The following is a 25,723-nucleotide window of genomic DNA, read 5'->3' as shown; positions in this document are numbered from 1 at the left end:
GGTACTTCAGAAATAAAAAAGAATGCAAAAACCGTCCTTAGATCTTCAAATTCAAACCCTGCCGGACAATCCCGGTGTATATCAATATTATGATAAAGAGGGAAAGATCTTATATGTTGGAAAAGCCAAAAATTTAAAAAAAAGGGTTTCTTCCTATTTCAATAAAATTCATGATACTGCCAAAACTAATGTTTTGGTAAAAAAAATTGTGACTATAAAACACATTGTCGTTCCTACTGAAACCGATGCGCTTTTGTTAGAAAACAATTTAATCAAAACCCTGCAGCCCCGTTATAATGTATTGCTTCGCGATGACAAAAGTTACCCGTGGATCTGTATTAAAAGAGAACCTTTTTCGAGAATATTTTCGACCAGAAGAATGGTCAAAGACGGCTCTGAATATTTTGGCCCTTATACCAGTTTCAAAACTGTACATACTATTCTGGATTTAATCAAAGAATTGTATCCTTTGCGAACCTGTAATTATGATTTAAGCAAATCAAATATCGATTCCGGCAAATTCAAAGTTTGTTTAGAATATCATATTGGTAATTGTAAAGGTCCTTGCGAAGGTCTTGAACCGCTGGAAGAATACCAGAGACAAGTTGATGCGATCCGCGAAATACTGAAAGGGAACTTTAAAGAAAGCATGAAAGACTTCAAGCGATTGATGAATCAATATGCACAGGATTTACGTTTTGAAGAAGCACAGAAAATCAAAGAAAAAATAGAAGTTCTCGAGAATTACCAATCACGATCAACGATTGTAAACCCTAAAATCACCAATATCGATGTCTTTTCGATTGTCTCTGATGAAAGTGCAGCTTATGTTAACTTTCTTCAAATTTCGCACGGATCAATCATTCGTTCCCATACTTTAGAGATGAAGAAAAAACTGGACGAAACTGACGAAGAATTATTAGAACTGGCAATCATCGAACTTCGCGAACGTTTTCAGTTATTGTCAAAAGAAGTTATTGTTCCGTTTGAAATTGATTTAGGGGAAAACATCAAAACAACCGTTCCGCAACTTGGTGATAAAAAACAGATTTTAGATTTATCCATTCGAAACGCCAAATTTTACAGAATCGAACAACTCAAACAATTGCAAATTGTAGATCCGGATCGTCATACGAATCGTATCATGGCACAAATGCAAAAAGATTTGCGTTTACCTGTTGAACCACGACATATAGAATGTTTTGATAACTCGAACATTCAGGGAACCAATCCCGTTGCCGCCTGCGTCGTTTTTAAAGACGGAAAAGCCAGCAAAAGAGATTATCGCCATTTTAATGTAAAAACCGTTGAAGGTCCTGACGATTTCGCATCGATGACCGAAATTGTCTATCGCCGTTACAAGAGATTATTAGACGAGAACGAACCTTTGCCACAACTCATTATTATTGATGGTGGAAAAGGGCAATTGTCGGCTGCACTAAAAAGTATAGATGCATTAGAATTAAGAGGGAAAATTGCCATTATCGGAATTGCAAAACGTCTTGAAGAATTATTTTATCCCGGAGATTCCATTCCGTTATACCTGGATAAAAAATCCGAAACCCTGAAAGTAATCCAGCAATTGCGAAACGAAGCACATCGATTCGGAATCACCTTTCATCGCGACAAACGTAGCAAAGCAGCGCTTAATTCCTCTGTAGAAAGTATTCCGGGTATAGGCGAAAAAACCATGCTAACGTTAATACAACATTTCAAAAGTGTTAAAAGATTAAAATTAGCAACCGAAAAAGAAATATCTGATGTCATTGGAGTATCAAAAGCCAAAAAAATTGTCGACTTTTACAGAACCAACTAGTTATTTTTTATGCGCCCAATCCAGCTGTCCATTTCAAATACTCGGTCAAAACGATTTTTTTCTACTCTAAAAAAAGGAGCTTCTAAAGTCGCTCTTTTTTTACAGGAAAAAATATCGCTTTGTCTCTCGCAGTTTTCCATTACCATCTGGGGCGTACAGTTGGTTCTTTTCACACTTTTATTTTTCAATTCACAATATTCTTTTTCACAAGAGAACAATGAAAAAGCAAAACAAGACGAAGCCAGAAGACCTAAAATTGGATTGGTTTTAAGTGGTGGCGGTGCAAAAGGATTTGCGCATATCGGAGTTTTGAAAGTTTTGGAAGAAGCCGGAATCAAAATCGATTATATTGGCGGAACCAGTATGGGATCTATAATTGGCGGACTTTACGCTTCCGGTTATAATGCTTCTCAGATTGACTCTATTTTCAAAAAAACCAATTTTGATGAACTTATTAATGATTACATACCGCGTTCCTCAAAAAACTTTTACGGCAAAAAGAATGATGAACTATATGCAATCGTTTTACCTTTCAGCAATTTCAAAGTCGGGATTCCGGAGGCACTTTCTAAAGGAATGTACAATTATAATTTATTAAGCAGTCTGACCAGAAATGTTCGACATGTACGCGACTTCAACAAACTCCCAACTCCCTTCTTGTGTATTGGTACCAATATCGAAACGGGCGAAGAAGTTTTATTAAACAAAGGAAATTTAGTACAGGCGATGATGGCGAGTGCCGCATTTCCTTCCCTCTTTACTCCGGTAGAAATCGACGGCAACTTATTGGTAGACGGTGGTGTAGTGAATAATTACCCTATAAAAGAAGTTCGAAATCTTGGTGCTGATATCATTATTGGTGTTGATGTTCAGGATGATTTAATGAACCGAAAAAACCTTAAAAATGCTACCCGAATTCTGGTTCAGATTACCAATTTGCAATCCATTGATAAAATGAAAAGCAAGATCAAGGACACTGATGTTTATATTAAACCGGACATTCGTGACTATGGCGTTATTTCATTCGACAAAGGCGAAGAAATCATCAGAAAAGGTGAAGAAGCTGCTTTTGCCGTTTACGAAAAAATCAAAACACTCTCCAATGAAAATAATTTTTATAAAAAACCAAAACTAAAAATCGCAACTGACACTCTGGAGATAAACAAAATAAACAGCGACAAATTAGAAAATTTTACCAGAGAGTACATACGCGGAAAACTTCGTTTTAAACCCGGAAGCACCATTACATATAATGATCTTAAAACCGGAATCAATAATCTAAATGCTACCCAGAACTTTAGTACCATCTCCTATTGTCTGCAACCAGATGGTAAAGAAGATGATCTCGATCTTGTATTAAAAGAAAATCCAACACAAACTTACCTGAAACTAGGTTTGCATTATGACGGACTCTATAAAAGCGGAATTTTATTGAATCTTACCCATAAAAAAACATTCCTGAAAAATGATATCACTTCAATTGATATCGTTTTGGGAGACAATTTCAGATATGATTTTAACTATTATGTAGAGAATGGTTTTAACATTAGTTTCGGTTTTAAATCGCGATTGAATCAATTTAACCGAAATGTAACCACTAGTATCAGCAATGTATTTAAAGAAAACTCAACTGCAGACTTAATAAACGTTGATTTTATGGACGTTACCAATCAGGCTTATTTTCAGACCATCTTTGTTCAAAAGTTCCTAATGGGCGGCGGACTTGAATACAAATACCTGAAAATAAACTCTCCAACACTTTCTAATACGGATAAGATTATTGAAAAAAGCAACTATTTTAGTGTTTTTGGCTATCTCAAATACGATTCATTCGACAATAGAAGTTATCCTCATTCCGGATTGTATTTTTCAACAGATATCCAAACCTTTTTAGCATCATCTGATTACACCAAACAATTTAAGCCGTTCTCAATTGCAAAGGCTGAGATTGCTTTCGCAAAAACACTATTCAGAAAAGCAACTATTAAAGTTGGAGCTGATGCCGGATTTAATATTGGTAGCGATAGTGTTCCGTTTTTCGATTTTATACTGGGAGGTTACGGTTACAACAAGATCAATAATTTCAATTATTTCTATGGATACGACTTTCTAAGCATTGCCGGAAATAGTTTTATAAAAACAGCCATTACTCTGGATTATGAGATTTTCAAAAAGAATCACATCAACCTTTCAGCCAATTATGCCAACTTAGGCGATGACATATTTACCAGTGTCGATTGGGTATCAATGCCTAAATATTCCGGATATGCAGTGGGTTACGGATTAGAAACCATAATTGGCCCAATCGAAGTCAAACAATCCTGGTCTCCGGAAATGTCAAGAAGCTACACCTGGTTTAGTATCGGATTTGTATTTTAATATAAACCAGTACTAAAACATCACTACAATAGAGAATATAAGTATTTTATAGTAAAAAATATAGTTCGTGATTTTTTTACGTTAATAATTGATATAATATATAATTTAAATCAATAAAAATTACGACATTTGTTATAATGAAAACAAAATGGACAGGTTTATTAGAGTATCTTCAATTCCTTATCAAGAGAAATCCTGAGTAAAACTACCGAATTGAGATGATTGGTCAATAACAATATTGAGCTGATTATCTGTTCACACAATTCAAATTTTTCGAATTATCTAATTTACAAATTATCTAATTGAAAAGCCATGCCATTATATCACAAACTCGGAGACTTTCCTCAAAAAAGACACACCCAATTCGAAAAACCTAACGGAGGTTTCTATTACGAACAATTATTTGGCACCGAAGGTTTTCACGGACATTCGTCATTATCTTATCATGTTCACAGACCCACACAGGTCAAAGAAATTTTAAACTCGTATTCCGTTGAACCAAAAATTGCAATTGGAAAAAACATAAAATCATTGCTTTTTAAAGGTTTCGAATTAAAACCTGAAAATGATTTTTTAGACAGCCGCAAAGCCATGTTAGTCAACAAAGACTGTATCATAGGATTGGCCGCCCCAAAAGAATCACTTAAAAATTATTTCTACAAAAATGCCGATGCCGATGAAATGCTTTTCATCCATAAAGGAAAAGGAAAATTAAGAACCATGCTCGGAAATATTCCTTTTGAATATGGTGATTATCTTATTATCCCAAGAGGTATTATTTACCAGATAGAATTCGAGACTTCAGAAAACCGACTTTTCTATGTCGAATCTCATTCTCCTTTTTATACTCCAAAACGTTATAAAAACCAGTCTGGTCAACATTTAGAGCATTCGCCCTTTTGCGAACGTGATTTTATTTTACCAAACGAATTGGAAACGCATGACGAAAAAGGTGATTTCCTAATTAAAATAAAAAAAGAAGGCATGATTCACGAAGTGGTTTACGCCACTCATCCTTTTGACGTTGTGGGTTGGGACGGATATAATTTTCCATACGGATTTTCAATTCATAATTTCGAACCCATAACAGGACGTGTGCACCAACCGCCACCGGTACACCAAACTTTTGAAACGGCTACTTTTGTCGTTTGTTCCTTCTGCCCGAGACTTTACGATTACCACCCGAAAGCAATTCCAGCGCCATACAATCACAGCAATATAGATTCAGACGAAGTACTTTATTATGTTGATGGCGATTTTATGAGCCGTAATAATATCGAGCAAGGTCATATTACTTTGCACCCAAAAGGAATTCCTCACGGTCCTGCACCCGGCGCGATGGAACGCAGTATTGGTCATAAAGAAACCCACGAATTAGCCGTTATGGTTGACACTTTCCGTCCGCTTATGGTTACTGAAGAAGCCATGGGTCTTGATGATGGACAGTATTATAAATCCTGGACAGAGTAACTAGCAAATCGATCTAACCGCAAAGTCCGCAAAGAATTTTTCGCAAAGTTCGCAAAGTTTCTAAGTAAGTTTTATCAAACCAAGTTCGTAAAGCTTTGCGCTCTTTTATGATTTTACAAAATCTAACTCAAAAAAATCTTTGCGCTCTTTGTGGTAAAAAAAACTTAAACATAACATTTCGGCAAATCAAATAAACGATTGACCGATTAAACAAATAAACACAATGAGTAAAGAAGTTAAATCAGTAGAATACGGATTAGAAAAAATCTTTGAAGGAGCACAAGATTTCCTTCCATTATTAGGAACAGATTATGTAGAATTCTATGTAGGAAATGCAAAACAATCTGCACATTATTATAAAACCGCTTTCGGATATCAGTCACTGGCTTACGCCGGATTAGAAACCGGAGTAAGAGACAAAGCCTCTTATGTTTTGAAACAAGACAAAATCAGAATTGTTTTGACAACGCCTTTAAACGAAAATTCTCCAATAAACGATCATTTAAAAAAACATGGTGACGGTGTAAAAGTGGCAGCACTTTGGGTGGAAGATGCCAGAAGCGCCTATGAAGAAACCATGAAACGTGGTGCCCGTTCGTTTATGGAACCAACGATTGAATCAGATGAATTTGGAGAAGTAGTTCGTTCCGGAATTTATACGTACGGAGAAACAGTTCATATTTTTGTAGAACGAAAAAACTACAATGGCGTTTTCTTGCCAGGATATAAAGAATGGAAATCAGACTACAACCCTGAACCGACCGGATTAAAATATATTGACCACATGGTTGGAAATGTAGGCTGGAACGAAATGAATATCTGGGTAAAATTCTACGAAGATGTTATGGGATTTGTGAATTTCTTATCTTTCGATGACAAACAAATCAATACTGAATATTCGGCATTGATGAGTAAAGTAATGTCAAACGGAAACGGAAGAATCAAATTCCCAATCAATGAACCGGCAGAAGGAAAGAAAAAATCTCAAATTGAAGAATATTTAGATTTCTACGGCGGACCCGGAATTCAGCATATTGCTATTGCAACAGATGATATTATTAAAACCGTTTCGGATTTAAAATCAAGAGGTGTTGAATTTTTATCTGCTCCTCCCCACACTTATTATCAGGCAATTCCTGAAAGATTGGGCGAACATATGGGCATGATGAAAGAAGATATTAACGAAATTGAAAGACTTGCCATCATGGTCGATGCCGATGAAGATGGATACTTATTACAAATATTTACCAAACCAGTTCAGGACAGACCAACGCTTTTTTTCGAAATTATTCAAAGAATGGGTGCAAAAGGATTCGGCGCAGGGAACTTTAAAGCGCTATTTGAGTCAATTGAGAGAGAGCAAGAATTGAGAGGAACCTTATAAAAACGCAATATTTTTGCATTAAACGGAATAATTCTCTGTAAAGTGATGATTTTTATGCAAATGTTATGTTAAACTTGCCTTTTGCTATTTCTTTTTTGAACTTTCTGCATATCTTTGCACTCGCAAATCAAGAAGGGGTGGTTTCCTTCTGAATTGATATAAATTTCATAATTTATAGTTTTTTGGTTAGTTAATAGCATAAAAACTCAGTCATTTCTTGACTGAGTTTTTTTGTTTTGGTACATTTGGAATAGAATTTGCATTTATTTATCTTTATATTGAAATGTAAAAATTGTACTATGAAAAAGTTAATCCTCACTATATTAATTCTCACGACACTTAGTTTCGATTCCGCAAAAGAAGATGCTTTCGATACAGGAGAATACTTTAAATTTCGAATTCATTATGGAATTATAAACGCCGGTTACGCCACGCTCGAAATAAAAGATGCCACAATCAACAATAAGAAAGTATTTCATGCTGTGGGCAAAGGCTACACAACCGGAATGTCTAAACTTTTCTTTAAGGTAGAAGATTTATACGAAAGTTACTTCGACAAGCAAACCGGAAACCCTTATCGTTATGTCCGAAAAATCGACGAAGGCGGCTATACGAAAGATCAGGAAGGTTTTTTTAACCAAAACGAAAACAGGATTTTAGTTAAAGATTACAAGCGTAAAACCGAAAAGACGATTGTGCTGACAGACAATGTTCAGGATATTATTTCTTCTTTCTATTACTTGCGAAATCATCCGACCATAGATAAACTTAAACCGGGAGAAGCCATTACAATTGACATGTTTTTTGATGAAGAAATCACAAAATTTAAGTTAAAGTATGTAGGCCGTCAAGATATTACAACTAAATTTGGAACCGTTTCTACCATGATGTTTAAACCTCTGGTACAAACAGGACGCGTTTTTAAAGAAAAAGAAAGCGTAACCCTTTGGATCACAGACGACGACAATAAAGTTCCGGTTAGAATAAAGGCAGATTTGGCAGTAGGATCACTTAAAGCCGATCTTGACGAATATAAAGGATTAAAAAATCCATTTAAAGTAAAAAAATAATGAATACCACAGATAATTCTGAATCAATCCTAAAAGAAATTGACCTTAAATTTCAAGCTATAAATCAAAAAACCGAGGTTCAATTAGAAGGATTACTCTGGTCAAAACCAATCACTTATTGGGATTACATTCAGACTGACGCTCTTTTAAGCTTACAAACACAACGCACGACGTTACCTGACGAGATGGTTTTTATCATGTACCATCAGGTAAATGAGTTAATTTTTAAAATGATTTTGTGGGAAATTGACCAAATTGCCGACACACAAAACATTCAGGTTGATTTTTTCAGTGAGAGATTATCCAGAATCACGCGTTATTTTGATATGCTTACCAACTCGTTCAGCATCATGGAAAATGGAATGGATGTCGATCAGTATATGAAATTCAGAAACACACTGACACCGGCAAGCGGATTTCAGAGTGCACAATACAGGTTAATCGAATTTGCTTCAACAGATGTGATCAATTTAACGGATCGCAGATACAAAGACAATTTTGATGAAAATACAGATTTAGAAACCAGCTTTGAACATTTGTATTGGCAGGCCGCAGGAAAAGATTATCACACAGGAGAGAAATCCTACCTACTTCAGGAATTCGAAAAAAAATATAAAGGTCAATTTCTAAGACAAATATCGACATTTAAAGCAAAAAATATTTGGCAAAAATTCACACAACTCCCTCTCGAAGACCAGCAAAACCAAGAATTAATTCAGGCCATGCGCCATTACGATAAAACCGTGAATATCACCTGGGTTATGCAGCATTTAAACACTGCAAGAAAATACATCTTAGAAAGCGGAAAAGGGAATGGTGAAGCCACAGGAGGTAGTGACTGGCAAAAATATATGCACCCAAAATACCAAAGACGCATCTTTTTTCCTAAATTGTGGACCGAAGAAGAATTGTCCAATTGGGGAAATGAAACAACCACTTAATTTCCTAAAAAATTTTAAAAGTTTGAAAAAAGCATTTGTACTTATAATCTTAGCATTTTCGATATTTTCATGTAACAAAACAGCTGAAAAAGTTGAAATTAAAGTTACTAAACCAAAAACGAAAAAAGTAGAATTTGGCTTTAATTATGCTGATTTTAATGTTCTGCAAGACACCATAAAAAAAGGAGATTCTTTTGGATCGATCATTCAACGTCAAAATATTGGAGATAAAAAAGTTTATGATATTGTTGAACAGATAAAAGATTCCTTTAATGTAAGAACCATTCGTTACCACAAACCTTATACTCTTCTTCGATCAAAAAACAAAACGAATACATTACAAGTTTTCATTTACCAGCCGGATGCATTGACTTATTATGTAGTCGATTTTCGGGACAGTATTACAAAAGCTTATAAAAAATAAAACCTGTTACACTAAAACGAAAAATCATTGGCGGTGTTTTAAAAAGCTCCTTATCCGAAACTTTAGGAAACGAAAGTGTAGAAGCAGCACTGGCTAACAGAATTACAAAAGTATTTTCATGGTCTATTGACTTCTTCAAGCTTAAAAAAGGAGACCGTTACGGATTAATTTTTACAGAACGCTTTATAAATGGCAAAACCTATGACGGAGTTGAAGATCTTGAAGCTGCCTTTTTCGAATATAAAGGAAAAATCATATATGCTTTCCCGTTTGAAAAAGATACACTTTCAGGAAAAGTAGAATATTATGATGACGAAGGAAAAACGTTGAAAAACTTTTTCTTAAAAACGCCAATCAAATTTAGCCGAATTACATCCCGATTTACGGCAAATAGATTTCATCCTGTACAGCATACCTGGAAAGCCCACAAAGGAACTGACTATGCTGCTCCCACCGGAACACCAATTTCAACCACAGCATCCGGAATTGTAGAAGCTACAGGATATACGGCAGGAAACGGAAACTTTGTAAAAGTAAAACACAACGGCACCTATTCTACTCAATATTTGCACATGTCGCGAATTTTAGTAAAACGAGGGCAAAGAGTTACACAAGGACAAACTATTGGCTTAGTAGGAAGCACAGGATTAGCAACAGGACCTCACGTTTGCTATCGTTTCTGGAAAAACGGAGTTCAGGTAGATGCACTTCGCCTTAACTTACCTACAGGAGAATCCTTGACAGGAAGCGACAAAGCGCGTTTCATGAAACAAATTGAGCCATTGAAAAGAGAGCTGGACAGCATTGGTAATTTATAAACAACAATCTAACAGATTAGAAATTTCATAATAACTTATACTCATAAATGATTGAAAATGCTATTGCTTTCCGAAATTTCCCAACATTGCTTCAAGCCAAAGAACTGGAAACTTTATTAAACAAAAACAATATTAAAACTGTTTTAGGAAACAATATCGCTCCTGTTGATATCACTTTTTCAGGAAGTACGGTACAAAATCAATACGAAATACAGATTGATTCATCAGATTTTGAAAAAGCAGAAGCTATTCTTGAAAAAGAGACAGAAATCATGCTTGAAGAAATAGATAAAGATTACTACTTATTAAGTTTTACAAATGAAGAATTATACGAAATTCTTTTAAATTCTGATGAGTGGAATATTTTTGATTATAAATTAGCACAAAAACTTTTAGCTGATCGAGGTAAAACAATTGACACCGAAATGCTGACAACTTTAAAAAAACAGCGTTTAAAAATTTTATCCAAACCAGAAGAAAATCAAAAATCCTGGATAATTGCTGGATATATATTTGCTTTTTTAGGCGGGGGAATTGGAATTATTATCGAGTATTCTCTTTGGAAATCTAAAAAAACACTTCCAAATGGTCAAAGAATTTTCTCTTACAGCGATAAAGACCGACAAAGTGGTAAAAGAATATTTATTATTAGTATTATAGTATTTCCGTTGGCTTTTCTTTTCAAATTGCTATCTACTGAATTCAGATTGACTACCTCAAATTTTTAATAAAACGATTTGAAACCATGAAAAATGCACGTCTCAAAGCCATTTATAATGAAACATTTTCAGGTTTAAAACTATTTTACAGAGACACAAATCTTTCTGATCATTTAATTTCAAATTATAAAATCGGACAAATCATACAGGAAAAAGGCTTTACCGACATGAGCTCTTTAGGTGGCGGACTTTCTGGCAATTTAAGATTTTTAATTGCAAGTGCTCATGCAAAAGACCTATCCAAATTCAATCCTGATTCCGTAAAAAATGGTCACTTTCTTTTAGATTCTATTGCCTATTTTAAAGTATTGGATATTCAGAAAATCGATAATAAGACACAAATTTTTCTTTTAAACATACCGGACAACTCCTTAACACTTCTTAAAAATTCGACTTCAAACCTTGAAGAAGAAATCACAGAAAAAGCCAGAAAAAAATTCACTGACAAAAGAAATACACCACTAATTCCCGAATTACAAACTGAAAACTGGAAAGAGAGAACAAAATCGCCCCTTGGAATGCATGAAAATGGCGAAATGTTTTTTGATGATTCTAAAATCAAAAACGAATCCCCAAAAAGAATAGACATCAATATTGCCGAGAGAAAAATCGAGATCAATAAAAAACCATGGTGGCAGATTTGGTGAAAAAATTTCACTTAAAAAACTCGCAATCAAATCATATCCCTCAATGAAACGATTTTTACTACTCCTTTCTTCAACAATATTAACAGGATGCTCTAATCCAAATACTTTCATTTTAAATGATTCAGAAGAAAACAAATATTTCGTATTAGAATCAGTCAACCACGCATTTCAAGAAGACCAAATTGGCAAATTTCCTTTTATTGTAATAAACGGGATTCCTTTTAAATACGATAAAGAGCAAGACACGATTATATTGCCTCTTGAAAAATCTGACATTATCAGTTTAGACTTTTTAAACAAAAACAGTAGTCGTATCATATACAACGAAAAAGAAAATGATGGTGCGATTATAATAACGGCAAGAATTCAAAACTAACCGTCCTATAAATCGTTTTCGTAACTATTTGTTATATAATTGTGAAGCCTAAAGCTATTAAAACTAATTTCAGTATTTTTGTTCTTTATAACCACATTCTCAATTAAACAAAAAAAAATGGCTTTAAACACAACAAACCCAACCGGGACTGAAGCGTGGAAAAATCTGCAAAACCACTATAATGCAATTCACGAAACTACTATACAAGAATTATTTCAACAAGATAGCGCTCGTATTGAAAAATTCAACGTGCAATGGAATGACTTTTTAGTTGACTATTCTAAAAATAACATAAGTCAGGAAACCATCTCTCTTTTACTAGAATTAGCAAATTCTATCGGATTAAAAGATGCTATTTCGCAATATTTTGGTGGTGAAATTATCAATCAAACTGAAAACCGTGCTGTTTTACATACCGCACTACGCGCTCCGGAATCAACTGTTATCAAAGTTGACGGAGAAAATGTAATTCCGGAAGTTTATGAAGTAAAAAATAAAATCAAAAAATTTACGGGTGAAGTAATTTCCGGGCAAAGAAAAGGTTTTACCGGAAAAGCGTTTACTGACATTGTCAATATTGGTATTGGAGGTTCTGATCTTGGTCCGGTAATGGCGGTTGAAGCTTTACAATTTTACAAAAATCATTTAAACGTTCATTTTGTTTCCAATGTTGATGGCGATCACGTAAATGAAATAATTAAAAAATTAAATCCGGAAACAACCCTTTTTGTAATTGTTTCTAAAACTTTTACCACTCAGGAAACTTTAACCAACTCTGAAACTATCAAAGAGTGGTTTTTAAAATCAGCTTCACAAGAAGATATCGCCAAACAATTCGTTGCCGTTTCTACCAACATTCAAAAAGTTACGGAATTTGGAATTAATCCGGACAATGTTTTCCCAATGTGGGATTGGGTTGGAGGAAGATTCTCTTTATGGAGTGCTGTTGGTTTAAGCATTAGCTTAGCCGTTGGTTTTGATAATTATAATGAACTATTAAAAGGCGCATATGAAACTGACGAACATTTTAAATCAACTGAATTTGACCAGAATATCCCTGTAATTCTAGGTTTACTAAGTGTTTGGTACAACAATTTCTTTGGTGCCGAAAGCGAAGCTTTGATTCCTTATACTCAATATTTACAAAAACTGGCTCCTTACTTGCAACAGGCAACCATGGAAAGCAACGGAAAAAGTGTTGGTCGCGACGGAAAACCTGTAAACTACCAAACCGGAACTATTATCTGGGGAGAACCAGGAACAAACTCACAACATGCGTTTTTTCAATTGATTCATCAGGGAACAAAATTAATTCCAACTGATTTTATCGGATTCGTAAAACCATTATACGGAAACGAAGATCATCACGATAAGTTAATGTCGAACTTTTTTGCACAAACAGAAGCTTTAATGAATGGAAAAACAGCAACACAGGTTCAGGCTGAATTTGACAAGCAAGGTCTTCCTGCAGAAAAAGCATCTTATTTATTACCTTTTAAAGTTTTTACAGGGAACAAACCAACAAATACTATTTTAATTCAAAAATTAACACCTAAAACTTTAGGTTCCTTAATCGCTTTATATGAGCACAAAATTTTTGTTCAGGGTGTTATCTGGAACATTTTTAGTTTCGATCAATGGGGAGTAGAATTAGGAAAGCAGTTAGCCAATTCGATTTTAGATGAAATTAACACTAAGATTGTTCAAAATCATGACAGTTCAACTTCATTTTTACTAAATCACTTCCTGAAGAACAAATAGAAATTTGTTAAAATAATTTTGCAACAAACTGAAACGCCTAGATTTAACTAAAATTAAGGCGTTTTTTCGTATAAATATACCCCAAAATATACTTAAAGTACTGATTATTGCAAGTTTAGCATTACAAGACAATGCAAATCATTATCATTTTAACAAAATACACCCTCAAAAATTCAAAAAATCATTATTTTGTTTAATAAAAAAAGAAAAAATCATTTTAATGCGCAAGACATTAGATAAAACTTATTTTTCTTAACATTTTGATAACACTATCTGATTTAATTGTTATAATTTTGCCAAAAACAATAAACTAATAACAAATGAAGACAATGAAAAATTGGTTACTCACTGGACTATTGTTCATGATAGTGTCAACCGCATTTTCTCAAGGAAAAATTTCAGGTATGATTACCGACGGTACAGGTTCATTACCAGGAGCAAACGTAGTAATCAAAGGATCTACAACTGCTACTTCTACAGATTTTGATGGTAAATTTACTCTCAACACAACAACAAGTACAGGAGAAATCGTTATTTCTTTTTTAGGTTACCAAAACCAAACTGTAAGATTTTCAGTTTCAAAAGGCGGAACTACTAACTTAGGAACAATCGTTTTAGAATCTAATTCAAACGAATTGACCGAGATTGTTGTAAAAAGTAGTATAGTCGATATTGCAAAAGACAGAAAAACTCCTGTTGCAGTTTCTACCATTAAAGCTGCTGAAATTCAGGAAAAATTAGGAACTCAGGAATTTCCGGAGATCTTAAGAAACACTCCTTCTGTTTATGTAACTAAATCAGGCGGTGGTTTTGGAGATTCAAGAATCAACATTCGTGGTTTTACCCAAAACAACATTGCCGTTATGATCAACGGTATGCCGGTAAACGACATGGAAAACGGTTCTGTTTACTGGAGTAACTGGGCTGGATTAGCAGATGTTACTTCTGCTATGCAGGTTCAAAGAGGTCTAGGAGCTTCTAAACTTGCAACTCCTTCAGTTGGTGGAACTATTAACATTGTGACTAAAGCTTCTGACAGAAAAGAAGGCGGATCTTTCTCTTCTGGTTTCGGAAACGGCAGAAACTTCAAAATTCAGGGTTCTTACAATACCGGAAAATTAGACAATGGTCTTTCTGCTTCGGTTTTGTTATCACAAACAATGGGAGACGGGTATGTTGACGGAACTAAGTTTGAAGGTTCTAACTACTACGTTGCTTTAGGATATGCAAACAAAAGCGGTAAACATGATTTTCAACTTACTGTAACAGGTGCGCCACAATGGCACAACCAAAGATCTACTGCTTCTACAATTGCTACTTACCAACAATATGGTAATAATGGTGATCCAAATATCAGATACAATGCTGATACAGGATATTTGAATGGGGAAGAATACAACATCAGAAAAAATTACTACCACAAACCTGTTGCTTCGTTGAACTGGGATTATAAAATCAACGAAACTACAAAACTTTCTTCTGTTCTTTACGCCTCAATGGGCCGTGGTGCAGGAGCTAGTGCAACTGGAGGTATTAAAGGAAAAGGATACAACGATGTTTTAGCTTTTAGAACACCGGGCGGTCTAGTAGATTATGATAAAATCGTAGCTTACAACTCAGGCCAACCAGTAACTATTGCTGGTTTAGCAGGAGCTCAACAAAGACAAAAAATTAATGGCGTTTACCAAAACAGTGCTTACTTCAGCGGATCAAATGCTGATTATAACGCTGCTACATCTACATCTACTTCAGGTATTACACAAACTTCATCTATCAACTCTCATGACTGGTTTGGAGCATTAATCAACCTAAACAAAAAATTATCTAATACATTAACATTAGATTTTGGTTTTGACGGAAGAACTTACAAAGGATACCACTATACAGTTGTAAATGACTTATTAGGCGGAGGTGAATATTTTGACAATACTATTGCAGACTTAAAACCAAACGGTAGAAACCTTACTTCAACTTACCCTACAGATGTTCAATGGAATGTTTTTCAAAAGAAAAACTATGATAAAATTGCTTTCAACAGCACCGGGAATGTAAAATGGTACGGAGTATTTACTCAATTAGAGTACTCTAAAGATAATTTAACTGCTTTTGTACAAGGAGCTATCTCACAACAAGGATACAAAAGAGAAGATAATTTTGTATACAAATCAACTGATCCATTAGCCTCTACTCCTTACAAAAACATTTTAGGTGGAAACGCAAAAGGTGGTGTAAACTACAACCTTGACGAAAAAAATAATGTATACGTAAATGCTGGTTACTACTCAAAACAGCCTTTCTTTAACTCTATTTATCCTAACAACAGATCTACTGTAAACCCTAACCTTACTAATGAAAAAATTACAGGATTTGAAGCTGGTTATGCTTTCCGTTCACGTAAATTCAACGGTACAGTAAATCTTTACAACACAACGTGGAATGACAGATACTTAAAAGGTAATGCACTTCCTGCAACACCAACTATTCCAGCTGGTTCAACTTATACAGAATATGTTGGTCTAAACGAGGTTCACTCTGGAATTGAATTTGAAGGTAGCTCAAACGTTACTGACAGATTAAGAATTACAGGTATGTTCTCTTACGGAATCTGGGAATACAAAGGAAATGCTACTGTAAACGCTTACAACCAGGCAGACAACACACCAGTTGCAGGATACACTGCAGCAACTGTATACATGGACAAAGTAAAAGTAGGTGACGCAGCACAATTGACTGCTTCTTTAGGAGCTTCTTACGAAGTTCTAACTAGAGTGACAATTGATGCTAACTACAATTATAATGACCATTTATATGCTGGATTAAGCCCTGTAAACTTTACATCTCCAACAAATAAAGGAGCTTTAGAATTACCTTCTTATGGATTAATGGATGCTGGTTTCTCATACAAAATGTTAACTGGTAAGAACAAAGACAAATCAGTAAACTTTAGATTAAACGTAAATAACGTTTTGAATAAAATTTACATCGCTGAGTCTAGAACTAACATCTTCGCTGATGACAACGTAAGTTCAACAAATGCTGCTTTAGGAACTTATGCTTCTAACAACAGACTTTACAATGGAGTAGCTGATGCTAACCAAGTATTCTTCGGATTTGGAAGAACATGGAACTTTACACTACGTTACGATTTCTAAAATTTAGAATCTAAATAAATAATAAAAACGGCATTGACTTTTAGTCTGATGCCGTTTTTTTTATACCCTTTTTTGCTATATTTGTTTTAACAAAAAAATTAATTTATGTACCATTTTCTACAAAAATTCCATTCTGGCTGGGCTTATTTAGCACTTTTGCTTTTATTAGTTGCCGTTGTAAATGCTATCATTAGCTTGACTTCAAAAAAAGATTTTACCGCTAAAGATCGTAAAATTGCCTTGTTTGCCTTAATCGGAACGCATACCCAATTATTAGTTGGTTTAATTCTTTATTTTGTTTCTCCATTAGGAAAAGCAGCGTTTGGACAAATGTCTAACGCAGAACTGAGACTAACTTCATTAGAACACCCATTAATCAATCTTATAGCCATCGCCTTAATTACTATTGGATGGTCAAAACATAAAAAATTAATCAATAGCGAAGCGAAGTTTAAAACTTTTGCAATCTATTACGGAATCGGATTATTACTTATCTTAAGTAGAATTCCATGGAACCTTTGGTTCTAAAAACCAATTAAAGCCCTAAAATAATAGGGCTTTTTTTATCTCGGCATATTATTTGTACAAACTCCCCAAGTCTGAAAAAAAATAAAAAATGAGAAATAAAAAACAAATTATACTCACCACACTTACCATAACTTTTTTAAGCTGCTTTACTTATATTATAAGTCAAACAAAACCAGTAACAGAACCTAAAATTACTCAGGATACCGTAAAAACCGCAAGACCCGATATACTTGCTCTCCCAATTGATTCTGTATTTACAGACAAAGGTTTAAAATTAAAGCCTTATAAAAAAAATGCGCATGCCTCCTATTACGCTGACCGGTTTAATGGAAAAAAAACAGCCAGCGGAATTAAATTCAATAATAATAAATATACCGCAGCTCACAAAAAACTACCATTTGGCACAAGAATAAAAGTGACCAATGAAGCTAACGGAAAATTTGTCATCGTAAAAGTTACAGATCGTGGTCCGTTTGTAAAAACCAGAGAAATAGATCTATCCAAAAGAGCTTTTATGGAAATCTCAAAAAACAAAGGAAGCGGCGCTATGAAAGTGACGATTGAAACTATAGTAGAATAATAACATATTCGATAATCAAACCCGACAGATTTTTAAAACCTGTCGGGTTTACCATATCTGGAAATTCCAAACAATCAAAAACTACGGCCAAAAGTTTAAACAAACTTTCTAATGCTCATTATAATTCCGGTATGAATTCCTTCATGATAGTTATTAAAATCCAAAGCTCCTGCTATATTTTTGAGTGTAAAGCCCAAGCTCGTAGTATATTCATTGTAAGTAACAAAAATATTATTCGCAAAATCTTTTTCTGTTTGGCTTAGAGTTGACAAAAGTAATGCTCTAATTTCATCAACTTCAGCTTGTGAAACATCAGCTTCAGGCTTAGTTCCTTTTCTGTATTTGGCTATAAATGCTTCTGAAGCCATCGTTGGCAAACCTGATAATTTGTAGATTAAAACTTGTTGTGAAGAGATACAATGCCCAATATTCCAAATCAGATTATTATTAAATCCTGGTGGAATTTTATTTAATTGTTCTAAGGAATGATGGTCTAAAATCTTCAAAAGAATTTCTCTTATGGTTTTCTGTACTTCAAAAACTGAATTCATAATTTTTATTTTTTTCTAAAATTAGGCATTTTTCAGTTTTAAATGAATTTTCTTTGTAGTCTCTTAAATTTAAAAACATGAATAAAATATACTACTTAGCTTCTTGTGATACATGTCGAAAAATTATTAAAAGCTTGCCGAAAGACAATAATTTGGTTTTTCACGACATCAAACAAAATCCTATTACTGAAGCAGAATTAGAGGAAATGTACCAGCTTGCAGGTAGTTACGAAGCTTTATTTAGTAAAAAAGCACAACTATACAAATCAATGGACTTAAAGAATCAATCTTTGACTGAAGCTGATTTTAAAAAGTACATTTTAGAACATTATACTTTTTTAAGCCGTCCGGTTTTTATTATTGATGGTAAAATTTATATTGGCAACACACAACCTGTGACATTGCAAGTTGTAAAAGCTTTAGAAAAATAAAGTTCTGAAGCGCACGGGTTTGCGTTAGGGATAGAAGCGGAAATCCTTTTTTTGAGCTTTTTCTGCTCAAAAAAAGATTGGGAGCGGATAGCCCGACCGAAGGGAACGCCCTAATTAAAGTTTTGACTCTAAAAAAGTTAGCCACAAATTACACAAATTTTTACGAATTTTATTTTTTTACAATCTGAATTCTGAAAATCTACTCGAAGTAGCTTGGAAATAATTTGTATAAATTCGTGAAATTCGTGGCAAAAAAATCTTACACAAAGCTGACTTTAACAGATTAGCGATTTAAAACTCAAGACTGCAAAGTTTTATTTATCTTTGCGCCTTTATACTCAATTATATGATACAATCTATGACAGGGTTTGGCAAAGCTTCTTTGCAATTGCCTACAAAAAAAATTACCGTTGAAGTAAAATCCTTAAATAGTAAAGGTTTAGATTTAAACGTAAGAATGCCGTCGCTTTATCGTGAAATGGAATTAGGTTTAAGAACTCAGATCTCTACAAAACTTGAAAGAGGTAAAATTGATTTCGGAATTTATATCGAAAGTACTTCTGAACAAACTTCGACTAAAGTAAATGTTCCTGTTGTAAAAAACTACATCGCACAGCTTAAGGAGGTCTATCCTGATGCTGACGAAACTGAATTAATGAAAATGGCCGTTCGTATGCCTGATACGCTAAAAACAGAACGTGAGGAAATCGATGAAAACGACTGGGAACAAATTCAGGTTATCATTGAGGAAGCACTACAAAACATCCTGACTTTTAGAAAAGACGAAGGTGAATCTCTTGAAAAAGAATTCAACTTGAGAATTGGAAATATCCGTCAATATATGAATGATGCTCTGGCGCTTGATCCGGAACGTATTCAGGCTATCAAAGATCGTTTGCAAACTGCGATTTCTGAATTGAAAGTCAATGTTGATGAGAATCGTTTTGAACAGGAATTAATTTATTATCTAGAGAAACTGGATATTACAGAGGAAAAAGTGCGTTTGACAAATCATTTAGATTATTTCTTAGAAACTATAAAAGGTACTGAAGCTAATGGTCGTAAATTAGGCTTTATTACTCAGGAAATGGGTCGCGAGATCAATACAATGGGTTCAAAATCGAATCATGCTCAAATGCAGAAATTGGTCGTGATGATGAAGGATGAATTAGAAAAAATTAAAGAGCAGGTTTTGAATGTTTTGTAAAAGCCGCAGACTCTAAGCAATAAGCAGAAAACACCCCAACCAAAGCTTAAGCATATTGCTTAAAGCCAAAAGCATAAAGAATGAATAAAGGAAAGTTAATTGTTTTTTCAGCCCCTTCAGGATCAGGAAAAACAACTATAGTAAAGCATTTACTTGGGAAAGAAGATTTAAATTTAGAATTTTCGATCTCAGCGGCTTCCCGCGAACCCCGCGGAGAAGAAGAACACGGAAAAGATTATTATTTTATTTCGCTGGAAGAATTCAAAAAGCACATTAAAGCCGAAGATTTCCTGGAATGGGAAGAAGTGTATCGTGATAATTTTTACGGTACTTTAAAAGCCGAAATTGAACGTATCTGGGCTTTAGGCAAAAATGTGATTTTTGACATTGATGTTGCCGGCGGATTGCGTATCAAGCATAAATTTCCGGAACAGACTTTAGCTGTTTTTGTAAAACCACCAAGTGTAGATGAACTTAAACGACGTTTAAAAGAACGTTCTACTGAAAGTGATGACAAGATTAATATGCGAATTGCAAAGGCTTCGGTTGAATTGGCAACTGCTCCTCAATTTGATACCATCATCAAAAATTACGATTTGGATACTGCTAAAGAAGAAGCCTATCAATTGGTAAAAGATTTTGTAAACAAGTAATTATTACACAGAGCTACACAAAGAAAAAAAACACAAAGTCACACAAAGAAAATTAAATTTTTTGCGAATCTCTGTGGGCAACTTTGTGAATCTCCGTGAAACAAAACAACTATGAAAATAGGTCTCTATTTCGGAACGTATAATCCCATTCATGTTGGTCATTTAATTATTGCCAATCATATGGCGGAGTTTGCGGACCTGGATCAGATTTGGATGGTGGTTACGCCTCACAATCCGTTAAAGAAGAAATCAACTTTGTTAGACGATCATCAGCGTTTGCAAATGGTTTATCTGGCAACGGAGGATTACGCAAAAATTAAACCTTCAGATATTGAGTTCAAATTACCTCAACCTAATTATACGGTAAATACGCTGATTCATTTGCATGAAAAGTATCCCACTCATGACTTTTCATTGATTATGGGCGAAGACAATCTAAAAACATTTCATAAATGGAAAAACTATGAAGTTATTTTAGATCATTATGACATTTATGTGTATCCCAGAATTTCTGAAGAAGCCGAAAATTTTGAATTAAAATCACACCCAAAGGTTCATATTATTGATGCTCCGATTGTAGAGATTTCTTCAACTTTTATCAGAAACAGCATTAAAGAAGGCAAAAACATTCAACCGCTTTTGCCGCCTAAAGTCTGGGAATATATCGATCACAATAATTTTTATAAGAAGTAAATGTCCTTTTCTGCATCGCTTTTTTTTCCTGAAAGAGCCAAACAATTTGACTTTATGTTGTCTGAAAAGTTTAATTGGTTTTCTATACTCACAATTATATTATATCCGCTTCTATTAATTTTTATAGAGAAATCATTTGGATGCGAAATATCAAGTTATGCATATTACGTACTTATACTTCCGTTTATCACTTATATCATTGGAGGTGCCATTCGGTTAAATGAATATGAGAACTTAAATGGCATTTTATTGGATTTATTTCTTTTGGAGATAATTTTCTTGCTATTCATACAGAACAATACGATTATAGCAAAATAGAAAACCTCATTGTTTACGGCAACTCCTACTCTGGTCAAAGAAATGAAAACACACGATCCGGCCCTATGTACAGCAATGGAATAAACAACTTAATTTCTTTTATTTATGATGGTGAAAAAATTTCCAGAAATTTCAAGTTAGATTCAGAAGCACATGTTGACGAATTACAATTAGCCTTATTACATATTATTACTAGTGAAAAAATTCCGTATAAAAGAAAGTATTTAAATTTTATAAATAAAAAATACTGCTCATTCATGAAATTTGAATTATTTATTACGAAATTAATCAAAGAAAAAAGAATCGAATGTACAGAAGGATTGCTTTTAATAGGATATCATTCTGATCAGGAAGCAAAAGAATTAAGAGCAAAATATTGTTTATAGATCAATAGGAGCAGTATCAAAAAAAAAAAGCCTGAATTTAAAATTCAGACTTTTTTAGTTTTATAACGTAACGCTTATTTGATTTTTAACCCTAGATCTGATATCACTCAAAGATTGCTCTGTTAGAAGTTTTCCGTCTCTGAAAACTTCTTTCAATTCCCCTTGTTTTTCTTCTTCCCAGGAAACATTATCTGTTAAATGATATACACCATCAACTAAATCAATTTTCATCAATCCTTTGGCTGATTTTTTAGTTCCGTCATCTGTAATTGGATCTTTGAAGATCGCCCTTCCTTCTCCATCCACTTCTCCATAAGTTGCTTTCATAGCAAAACCAAAAGTATCTCTGGTATTGTATTGGTACGTGAATGAACCAATTCCTAAAACAACATTTGTAGAAGCAAACCCTTTTTCTTTTAGTCTTTCACAAATCTGAACAGATCGAGCTACAGTAATACTATCGCCGTAAATGGCTCCAATTTGAGGAATAAGTTCTTTGTATCCTTTTGCATTCGTTGTACCTCCAAAAACATCCCAAAGCAGTTCTATTACACCTTTCTTCTCTTCTTCTGTTTTTCCGTTTGGATTTCCGCAGATAATATCTACCGGATCACCGCTATCAGGACGAATGACTACTTTGCCTTCTCTGGCAACAATATCTTCTTTTAATCGTGGTAAATAATCGGTTAAAACTTTCCATAAATCCCAGGTATCAGAAACGATAGATACAATTCCTTTTGGATACACTTCAGTAACTAATCTTTTGAAAGTTTCGCATTCTCCTTCAGTAGTTCCCATACACATTACAGAATGCTCTGTTGCGGCAACTGAACCTGCAATTAACTCTTTATCAGAATTGGCATTGTAATACTCTTCGAAGAAATCAATTACCGGAATGGTATCTGAACCTGTGAAGCTTAATAAATGTCCTGCTGCAGAAGTGATAGCCGCTTCGATTCCGCCCATTCCACGCATGGAGAAATCGTGCGCCTGCCAATCTACAAATTCAGGAACAGAGGATGTTTCATCAGCATATTTGTCTAAAACTTTTCTGTATTCTCTCGCAATTGTAGCGGAGTTACATGGCAACCAAACTACTGCTGAAAGTAGGGTTTCGAAATAATTCGTCAACCAGAAAAACTCCGGAAGCGTATTGTACATCGTAAACATGGGTACTCTCAACGGAACACTTGCTCCTTCTGGCAGGGCTTTGAACACCATCGGAATATATCCTAAATCGTGTAAATCTTCGATATGTTTGGTACCTACCTGATTTTCGCCTAAATAATTATTGATTCGGCGTGCATATTTTTTCACTACCTCTTCTTTTGGCTGTTTGAAAAAAGCTGCATCAAAATCATGAATAATGTATTTTTTGATGAAATATTGTAATCCAAAAAATACGACCTCATCAAGACCTTCGATTCTTGATTTTCTTGGTGTCCAGTTCGAATATACCAAAGTGGTTTTATCCGGGTATTGTCTTCTGTGGTCAACTTTGTAACCGTCTGTTAATAATAGTGGGTTCATAATATTAATTTATACTTTTTGATAATCGTTCTGCTAAATCTTTTATATCATTGGTTCTCACCAAATTTTCAATCCATTTTACAGGAATATTTTCTATTCCGTAATAAATACCCGCCAAACCTCCGGCAATCGCTGCTGTTGTATCTGTATCTTCACCCAGATTAACGGCTTTTAAAACAGTTTCTTCATAAGTATCCGAATTCAAAAAACACCAAAAACTCGCTTCCAGACTGTGCAGCACATAACCAGATGATGCAATTTCGTTTTCAGGATATCCGGAAATATCATTTTGTAAAATTCTATCAAATAACTGAATTTCCTTTGGATTATATTCCTTGTCTTTCAAAAAATCTGACAGGAGATTTTGCATTTCTGTGTATGCCTCTTTTTTATTTTTTCCTTTCAAAATTTCAAAACAATAAATCACATAAATGAAACAAGCAAATACAGAACGGAAATGAGCATGAGTAATCGATGAAACCGCTTTGACTTTTTGATAAATTACGTCAATATCTTTTTCCTTCTGAAGATAGAAAACCAAAGGCAAAATACGCATTAACGAACCATTTCCGTTGTCTTTTTCTTCAAAACCACCGCATAATTCCGGTTCATGACCTTTTGCGATATTATGGATCGCATTTCTTGTAGCAATTCCAATATCAAAAACTTTTCCGTGTGGTGTCCATAATTCTGTACTGTACCATTTTACAAAGTTTCTGCCTATGTCAAATAAATCATAATCTTTGCATAAACTCTCAGCTAAACAAAAAACAAGTGAACTATCATCACTCCAAGTTCCTAAAGGCTGATAATGTGTTCCATAACCAATCATTTCAGAAACAGGATTTTGTTTTAAGGAATTCCTGGAATAAAATTCTACGGGAACTCCCAAAGCATCGCCAATAGCTAAGCCAAATAAACCAGATTCTATTTTATTGTTCATCATTCTAATTATTTTAAACCTACTTGAATATCTCCAAAAACTAATATTCGTTTCATCTATTCACTTGATTATTTAAACTTATTCAAGAGGTCCGAATCCAATTTAATCAAAAAATCTTTCCCGAATTTATCATTTTCTAACTCTTCATATAAAAACCAAGGCAGCGCCTTATCACAATTTTGTTTGTGACTTAAAATCGCCATGCACAAAGCGGCAACAGTATCTGTATCTCCACCATAATCGATGCTCGTTTTCAAACAATCTTTCATAGAAGTGGCTTCAGATACGATTTTTATAACTGCTTGTGTGGTTGGATAACCATGCATATCAATTGGAGACGTAATTTTATAGTTTTCGTTCTCTTTTAAAGTTTCGTTTAAAAACGAGATCAAAGTCGATCCGTCACCTAAATTGTATTTAAAATAATGAACAGCCAAAGCGATACGTTTCGCACAACTGATTCCTTCTGTTGTGTGATGAGAAGTTTTTGCCTGAATTTCACAAAACTCCATCAATTGATGAATGTTTTTTAAATAACCAATACCATACGCTCTCATGGCTGAACCATTTCCGTTACTGCCGTTATTGATTATTTTGAGAAAATCAGATCCGTTTTTACTGGCATCTAAAGCATTGTAAACCCTGTCTGAATATCCTCTTCTTTTGTCTCGGTGAAATACTTCGACAAATTTATCTGCGACTTTAATTTCGTTCCAATTGTCATCTTCTAATAACAATTCTGAAATAGCGATTGCCATTTGAGTGTCATCTGTATATCTTTTATAGATTTCGGTATAAAGTCCGTGTTTATGATATTGCGTCAGATCGTTGTTTTGAGAAATAAAATCTAAATCGCGAAATTCAAAACCTGCACCGTATGCATCGCCTATTGCTGCTTCTACTATCATAATTACCTTTTTTTGTTTAATTTATATGGCTTGTAATA

The 25,723-nt window shown here is 34.2% G+C and carries 23 protein-coding genes and 1 pseudogene; 20 read left to right on the top strand and 4 right to left on the bottom strand.

Going from position 1 to position 25,723, the window contains the following annotated elements:
- Positions 1-22: 22 nt before the first annotated feature.
- From uvrC to ACQY44_RS14280, 14 genes and pseudogenes are all read left to right on the top strand, one after another.
- A complete protein-coding gene (gene uvrC / locus ACQY44_RS14345) occupies positions 23-1,816 on the top strand; it encodes an excinuclease ABC subunit UvrC (RefSeq protein WP_428231009.1) in 1,794 nt (597 codons plus the stop codon).
- A gap of 9 nt (positions 1,817-1,825) precedes the next feature.
- On the top strand, positions 1,826-4,195 hold the full coding sequence (locus tag ACQY44_RS14340; protein WP_428231008.1) for a patatin-like phospholipase family protein: 2,370 nt from the start codon (positions 1,826-1,828) through the stop codon (positions 4,193-4,195).
- Between the two features lie 312 nt (positions 4,196-4,507).
- Positions 4,508-5,665, top strand: a complete 1,158-nt coding sequence (locus tag ACQY44_RS14335; RefSeq protein WP_428231007.1) for a homogentisate 1,2-dioxygenase — start codon at positions 4,508-4,510, stop codon at positions 5,663-5,665.
- Between the two features lie 223 nt (positions 5,666-5,888).
- A complete protein-coding gene (hppD, locus tag ACQY44_RS14330) occupies positions 5,889-7,049 on the top strand; it encodes a 4-hydroxyphenylpyruvate dioxygenase (RefSeq protein WP_428231006.1) in 1,161 nt (386 codons plus the stop codon).
- Between the two features lie 299 nt (positions 7,050-7,348).
- The gene (locus ACQY44_RS14325; protein WP_428231005.1) at positions 7,349-8,119 is read left to right on the top strand and encodes a DUF3108 domain-containing protein; all 771 of its coding nucleotides are present in this window, start codon (positions 7,349-7,351) and stop codon (positions 8,117-8,119) included.
- Complete coding sequence (locus ACQY44_RS14320) at positions 8,119-9,060, top strand: tryptophan 2,3-dioxygenase family protein (RefSeq protein WP_428231004.1); 942 nt, start codon at positions 8,119-8,121, stop codon at positions 9,058-9,060. Before ACQY44_RS14325 ends, ACQY44_RS14320 begins: the two co-directional genes overlap by 1 nt.
- A gap of 22 nt (positions 9,061-9,082) precedes the next feature.
- Positions 9,083-10,302, top strand: a pseudogene (locus tag ACQY44_RS14315) (peptidoglycan DD-metalloendopeptidase family protein).
- 47 nt (positions 10,303-10,349) lie between these two features.
- Positions 10,350-11,030, top strand: coding sequence for a hypothetical protein (locus ACQY44_RS14310; RefSeq protein WP_428231003.1), 681 nt, complete (start codon positions 10,350-10,352; stop codon positions 11,028-11,030).
- A gap of 17 nt (positions 11,031-11,047) precedes the next feature.
- Positions 11,048-11,668, top strand: a complete 621-nt coding sequence (locus tag ACQY44_RS14305; RefSeq protein WP_428231002.1) for a hypothetical protein — start codon at positions 11,048-11,050, stop codon at positions 11,666-11,668.
- 43 nt (positions 11,669-11,711) lie between these two features.
- Entirely contained in the window at positions 11,712-12,044 is a 333-nt protein-coding gene (locus tag ACQY44_RS14300; protein WP_428231001.1) for a hypothetical protein, read from the top strand.
- 117 nt (positions 12,045-12,161) lie between these two features.
- A complete protein-coding gene (pgi, locus tag ACQY44_RS14295; protein WP_428231000.1) occupies positions 12,162-13,805 on the top strand; it encodes a glucose-6-phosphate isomerase in 1,644 nt (547 codons plus the stop codon).
- Between the two features lie 320 nt (positions 13,806-14,125).
- Positions 14,126-16,957: a TonB-dependent receptor gene (locus tag ACQY44_RS14290; RefSeq protein ID WP_428230999.1), complete on the top strand. Its 2,832-nt coding sequence runs from the start codon at positions 14,126-14,128 to the stop codon at positions 16,955-16,957.
- Between the two features lie 105 nt (positions 16,958-17,062).
- Positions 17,063-17,485 (top strand): hypothetical protein, encoded by a 423-nt coding sequence (locus ACQY44_RS14285; RefSeq protein ID WP_428230998.1) that lies wholly within the window; start codon positions 17,063-17,065, stop codon positions 17,483-17,485.
- A gap of 88 nt (positions 17,486-17,573) precedes the next feature.
- Positions 17,574-18,065 (top strand): septal ring lytic transglycosylase RlpA family protein, encoded by a 492-nt coding sequence (locus ACQY44_RS14280; protein WP_428230997.1) that lies wholly within the window; start codon positions 17,574-17,576, stop codon positions 18,063-18,065.
- A 95-nt stretch (positions 18,066-18,160) separates the two neighbouring features.
- On the opposite strand, the gene ACQY44_RS14275 is transcribed toward ACQY44_RS14280, so the two are convergent.
- Positions 18,161-18,616, bottom strand: coding sequence for a DinB family protein (locus ACQY44_RS14275; RefSeq protein WP_428230996.1), 456 nt, complete (start codon positions 18,614-18,616; stop codon positions 18,161-18,163).
- Positions 18,617-18,693: 77 nt separating this feature from the next.
- Between ACQY44_RS14275 and ACQY44_RS14270 the strand changes: the two genes are divergently transcribed.
- From ACQY44_RS14270 to ACQY44_RS14245, 6 genes are all read left to right on the top strand, one after another.
- The gene (locus ACQY44_RS14270; RefSeq protein ID WP_428230995.1) at positions 18,694-19,047 is read left to right on the top strand and encodes an arsenate reductase family protein; all 354 of its coding nucleotides are present in this window, start codon (positions 18,694-18,696) and stop codon (positions 19,045-19,047) included.
- Between the two features lie 346 nt (positions 19,048-19,393).
- Complete coding sequence (locus ACQY44_RS14265; RefSeq protein WP_428230994.1) at positions 19,394-20,254, top strand: YicC/YloC family endoribonuclease; 861 nt, start codon at positions 19,394-19,396, stop codon at positions 20,252-20,254.
- 80 nt (positions 20,255-20,334) lie between these two features.
- Positions 20,335-20,907 (top strand): guanylate kinase, encoded by a 573-nt coding sequence (gmk, locus tag ACQY44_RS14260; protein WP_428230993.1) that lies wholly within the window; start codon positions 20,335-20,337, stop codon positions 20,905-20,907.
- Between the two features lie 111 nt (positions 20,908-21,018).
- Complete coding sequence (gene nadD, locus ACQY44_RS14255; RefSeq protein ID WP_428230992.1) at positions 21,019-21,600, top strand: nicotinate (nicotinamide) nucleotide adenylyltransferase; 582 nt, start codon at positions 21,019-21,021, stop codon at positions 21,598-21,600.
- A complete protein-coding gene (locus ACQY44_RS14250; RefSeq protein ID WP_428230991.1) occupies positions 21,601-21,918 on the top strand; it encodes a hypothetical protein in 318 nt (105 codons plus the stop codon). It abuts the gene before it with no gap.
- Between the two features lie 257 nt (positions 21,919-22,175).
- Positions 22,176-22,304, top strand: coding sequence for a hypothetical protein (locus tag ACQY44_RS14245; RefSeq protein WP_428230990.1), 129 nt, complete (start codon positions 22,176-22,178; stop codon positions 22,302-22,304).
- A gap of 60 nt (positions 22,305-22,364) precedes the next feature.
- On the opposite strand, the gene ACQY44_RS14240 is transcribed toward ACQY44_RS14245, so the two are convergent.
- The 3 genes from ACQY44_RS14240 to ACQY44_RS14230 all read right to left on the bottom strand — a co-directional run bounded on the left by ACQY44_RS14240 (position 22,365) and on the right by ACQY44_RS14230 (position 25,685).
- Positions 22,365-23,834, bottom strand: coding sequence for a nicotinate phosphoribosyltransferase (locus tag ACQY44_RS14240; RefSeq protein WP_428230989.1), 1,470 nt, complete (start codon positions 23,832-23,834; stop codon positions 22,365-22,367).
- Positions 23,835-23,838: 4 nt separating this feature from the next.
- Positions 23,839-24,780, bottom strand: a complete 942-nt coding sequence (locus tag ACQY44_RS14235) for an ADP-ribosylglycohydrolase family protein (protein WP_428230988.1) — start codon at positions 24,778-24,780, stop codon at positions 23,839-23,841.
- 65 nt (positions 24,781-24,845) lie between these two features.
- A complete protein-coding gene (locus tag ACQY44_RS14230) occupies positions 24,846-25,685 on the bottom strand; it encodes an ADP-ribosylglycohydrolase family protein (RefSeq protein ID WP_428230987.1) in 840 nt (279 codons plus the stop codon).
- Positions 25,686-25,723: the final 38 nt, after the last annotated feature.

Origin of the sequence: Flavobacterium sp. (assembly GCF_965277525.1) — a bacterium.
Classification (GTDB): Bacteria; Bacteroidota; Bacteroidia; order Flavobacteriales; family Flavobacteriaceae; genus Flavobacterium.
This window is presented reverse-complemented; position numbering and strand designations above follow the sequence as displayed.

What these genes read in the sequence shown, in the direction of transcription:
- ACQY44_RS14325 (WP_428231005.1), top strand. Translation starts at nt 7,349, where the DNA reads ATGAAAAAGTTAATCCTCACTATATTAATTCTCACGACACTTAGTTTC.
- ACQY44_RS14340 (WP_428231008.1), top strand. Translation starts at nt 1,826, where the DNA reads ATGCGCCCAATCCAGCTGTCCATTTCAAATACTCGGTCAAAACGATTT.
- ACQY44_RS14335 (WP_428231007.1), top strand. Translation starts at nt 4,508, where the DNA reads ATGCCATTATATCACAAACTCGGAGACTTTCCTCAAAAAAGACACACC.
- pgi (WP_428231000.1), top strand. Translation starts at nt 12,162, where the DNA reads ATGGCTTTAAACACAACAAACCCAACCGGGACTGAAGCGTGGAAAAAT.
- ACQY44_RS14235 (WP_428230988.1), bottom strand. Translation starts at nt 24,780, where the DNA reads ATGATGAACAATAAAATAGAATCTGGTTTATTTGGCTTAGCTATTGGC.
- hppD (WP_428231006.1), top strand. Translation starts at nt 5,889, where the DNA reads ATGAGTAAAGAAGTTAAATCAGTAGAATACGGATTAGAAAAAATCTTT.
- ACQY44_RS14230 (WP_428230987.1), bottom strand. Translation starts at nt 25,685, where the DNA reads ATGATAGTAGAAGCAGCAATAGGCGATGCATACGGTGCAGGTTTTGAA.
- ACQY44_RS14290 (WP_428230999.1), top strand. Translation starts at nt 14,126, where the DNA reads ATGAAGACAATGAAAAATTGGTTACTCACTGGACTATTGTTCATGATA.
- ACQY44_RS14285 (WP_428230998.1), top strand. Translation starts at nt 17,063, where the DNA reads ATGTACCATTTTCTACAAAAATTCCATTCTGGCTGGGCTTATTTAGCA.
- ACQY44_RS14310 (WP_428231003.1), top strand. Translation starts at nt 10,350, where the DNA reads ATGATTGAAAATGCTATTGCTTTCCGAAATTTCCCAACATTGCTTCAA.
- ACQY44_RS14250 (WP_428230991.1), top strand. Translation starts at nt 21,601, where the DNA reads ATGTCCTTTTCTGCATCGCTTTTTTTTCCTGAAAGAGCCAAACAATTT.
- ACQY44_RS14280 (WP_428230997.1), top strand. Translation starts at nt 17,574, where the DNA reads ATGAGAAATAAAAAACAAATTATACTCACCACACTTACCATAACTTTT.
- ACQY44_RS14270 (WP_428230995.1), top strand. Translation starts at nt 18,694, where the DNA reads ATGAATAAAATATACTACTTAGCTTCTTGTGATACATGTCGAAAAATT.
- nadD (WP_428230992.1), top strand. Translation starts at nt 21,019, where the DNA reads ATGAAAATAGGTCTCTATTTCGGAACGTATAATCCCATTCATGTTGGT.
- ACQY44_RS14300 (WP_428231001.1), top strand. Translation starts at nt 11,712, where the DNA reads ATGAAACGATTTTTACTACTCCTTTCTTCAACAATATTAACAGGATGC.
- ACQY44_RS14320 (WP_428231004.1), top strand. Translation starts at nt 8,119, where the DNA reads ATGAATACCACAGATAATTCTGAATCAATCCTAAAAGAAATTGACCTT.
- ACQY44_RS14245 (WP_428230990.1), top strand. Translation starts at nt 22,176, where the DNA reads ATGAAATTTGAATTATTTATTACGAAATTAATCAAAGAAAAAAGAATC.
- ACQY44_RS14240 (WP_428230989.1), bottom strand. Translation starts at nt 23,834, where the DNA reads ATGAACCCACTATTATTAACAGACGGTTACAAAGTTGACCACAGAAGA.
- gmk (WP_428230993.1), top strand. Translation starts at nt 20,335, where the DNA reads ATGAATAAAGGAAAGTTAATTGTTTTTTCAGCCCCTTCAGGATCAGGA.
- ACQY44_RS14265 (WP_428230994.1), top strand. Translation starts at nt 19,394, where the DNA reads ATGATACAATCTATGACAGGGTTTGGCAAAGCTTCTTTGCAATTGCCT.
- uvrC (WP_428231009.1), top strand. Translation starts at nt 23, where the DNA reads ATGCAAAAACCGTCCTTAGATCTTCAAATTCAAACCCTGCCGGACAAT.
- ACQY44_RS14275 (WP_428230996.1), bottom strand. Translation starts at nt 18,616, where the DNA reads ATGAATTCAGTTTTTGAAGTACAGAAAACCATAAGAGAAATTCTTTTG.
- ACQY44_RS14305 (WP_428231002.1), top strand. Translation starts at nt 11,048, where the DNA reads ATGAAAAATGCACGTCTCAAAGCCATTTATAATGAAACATTTTCAGGT.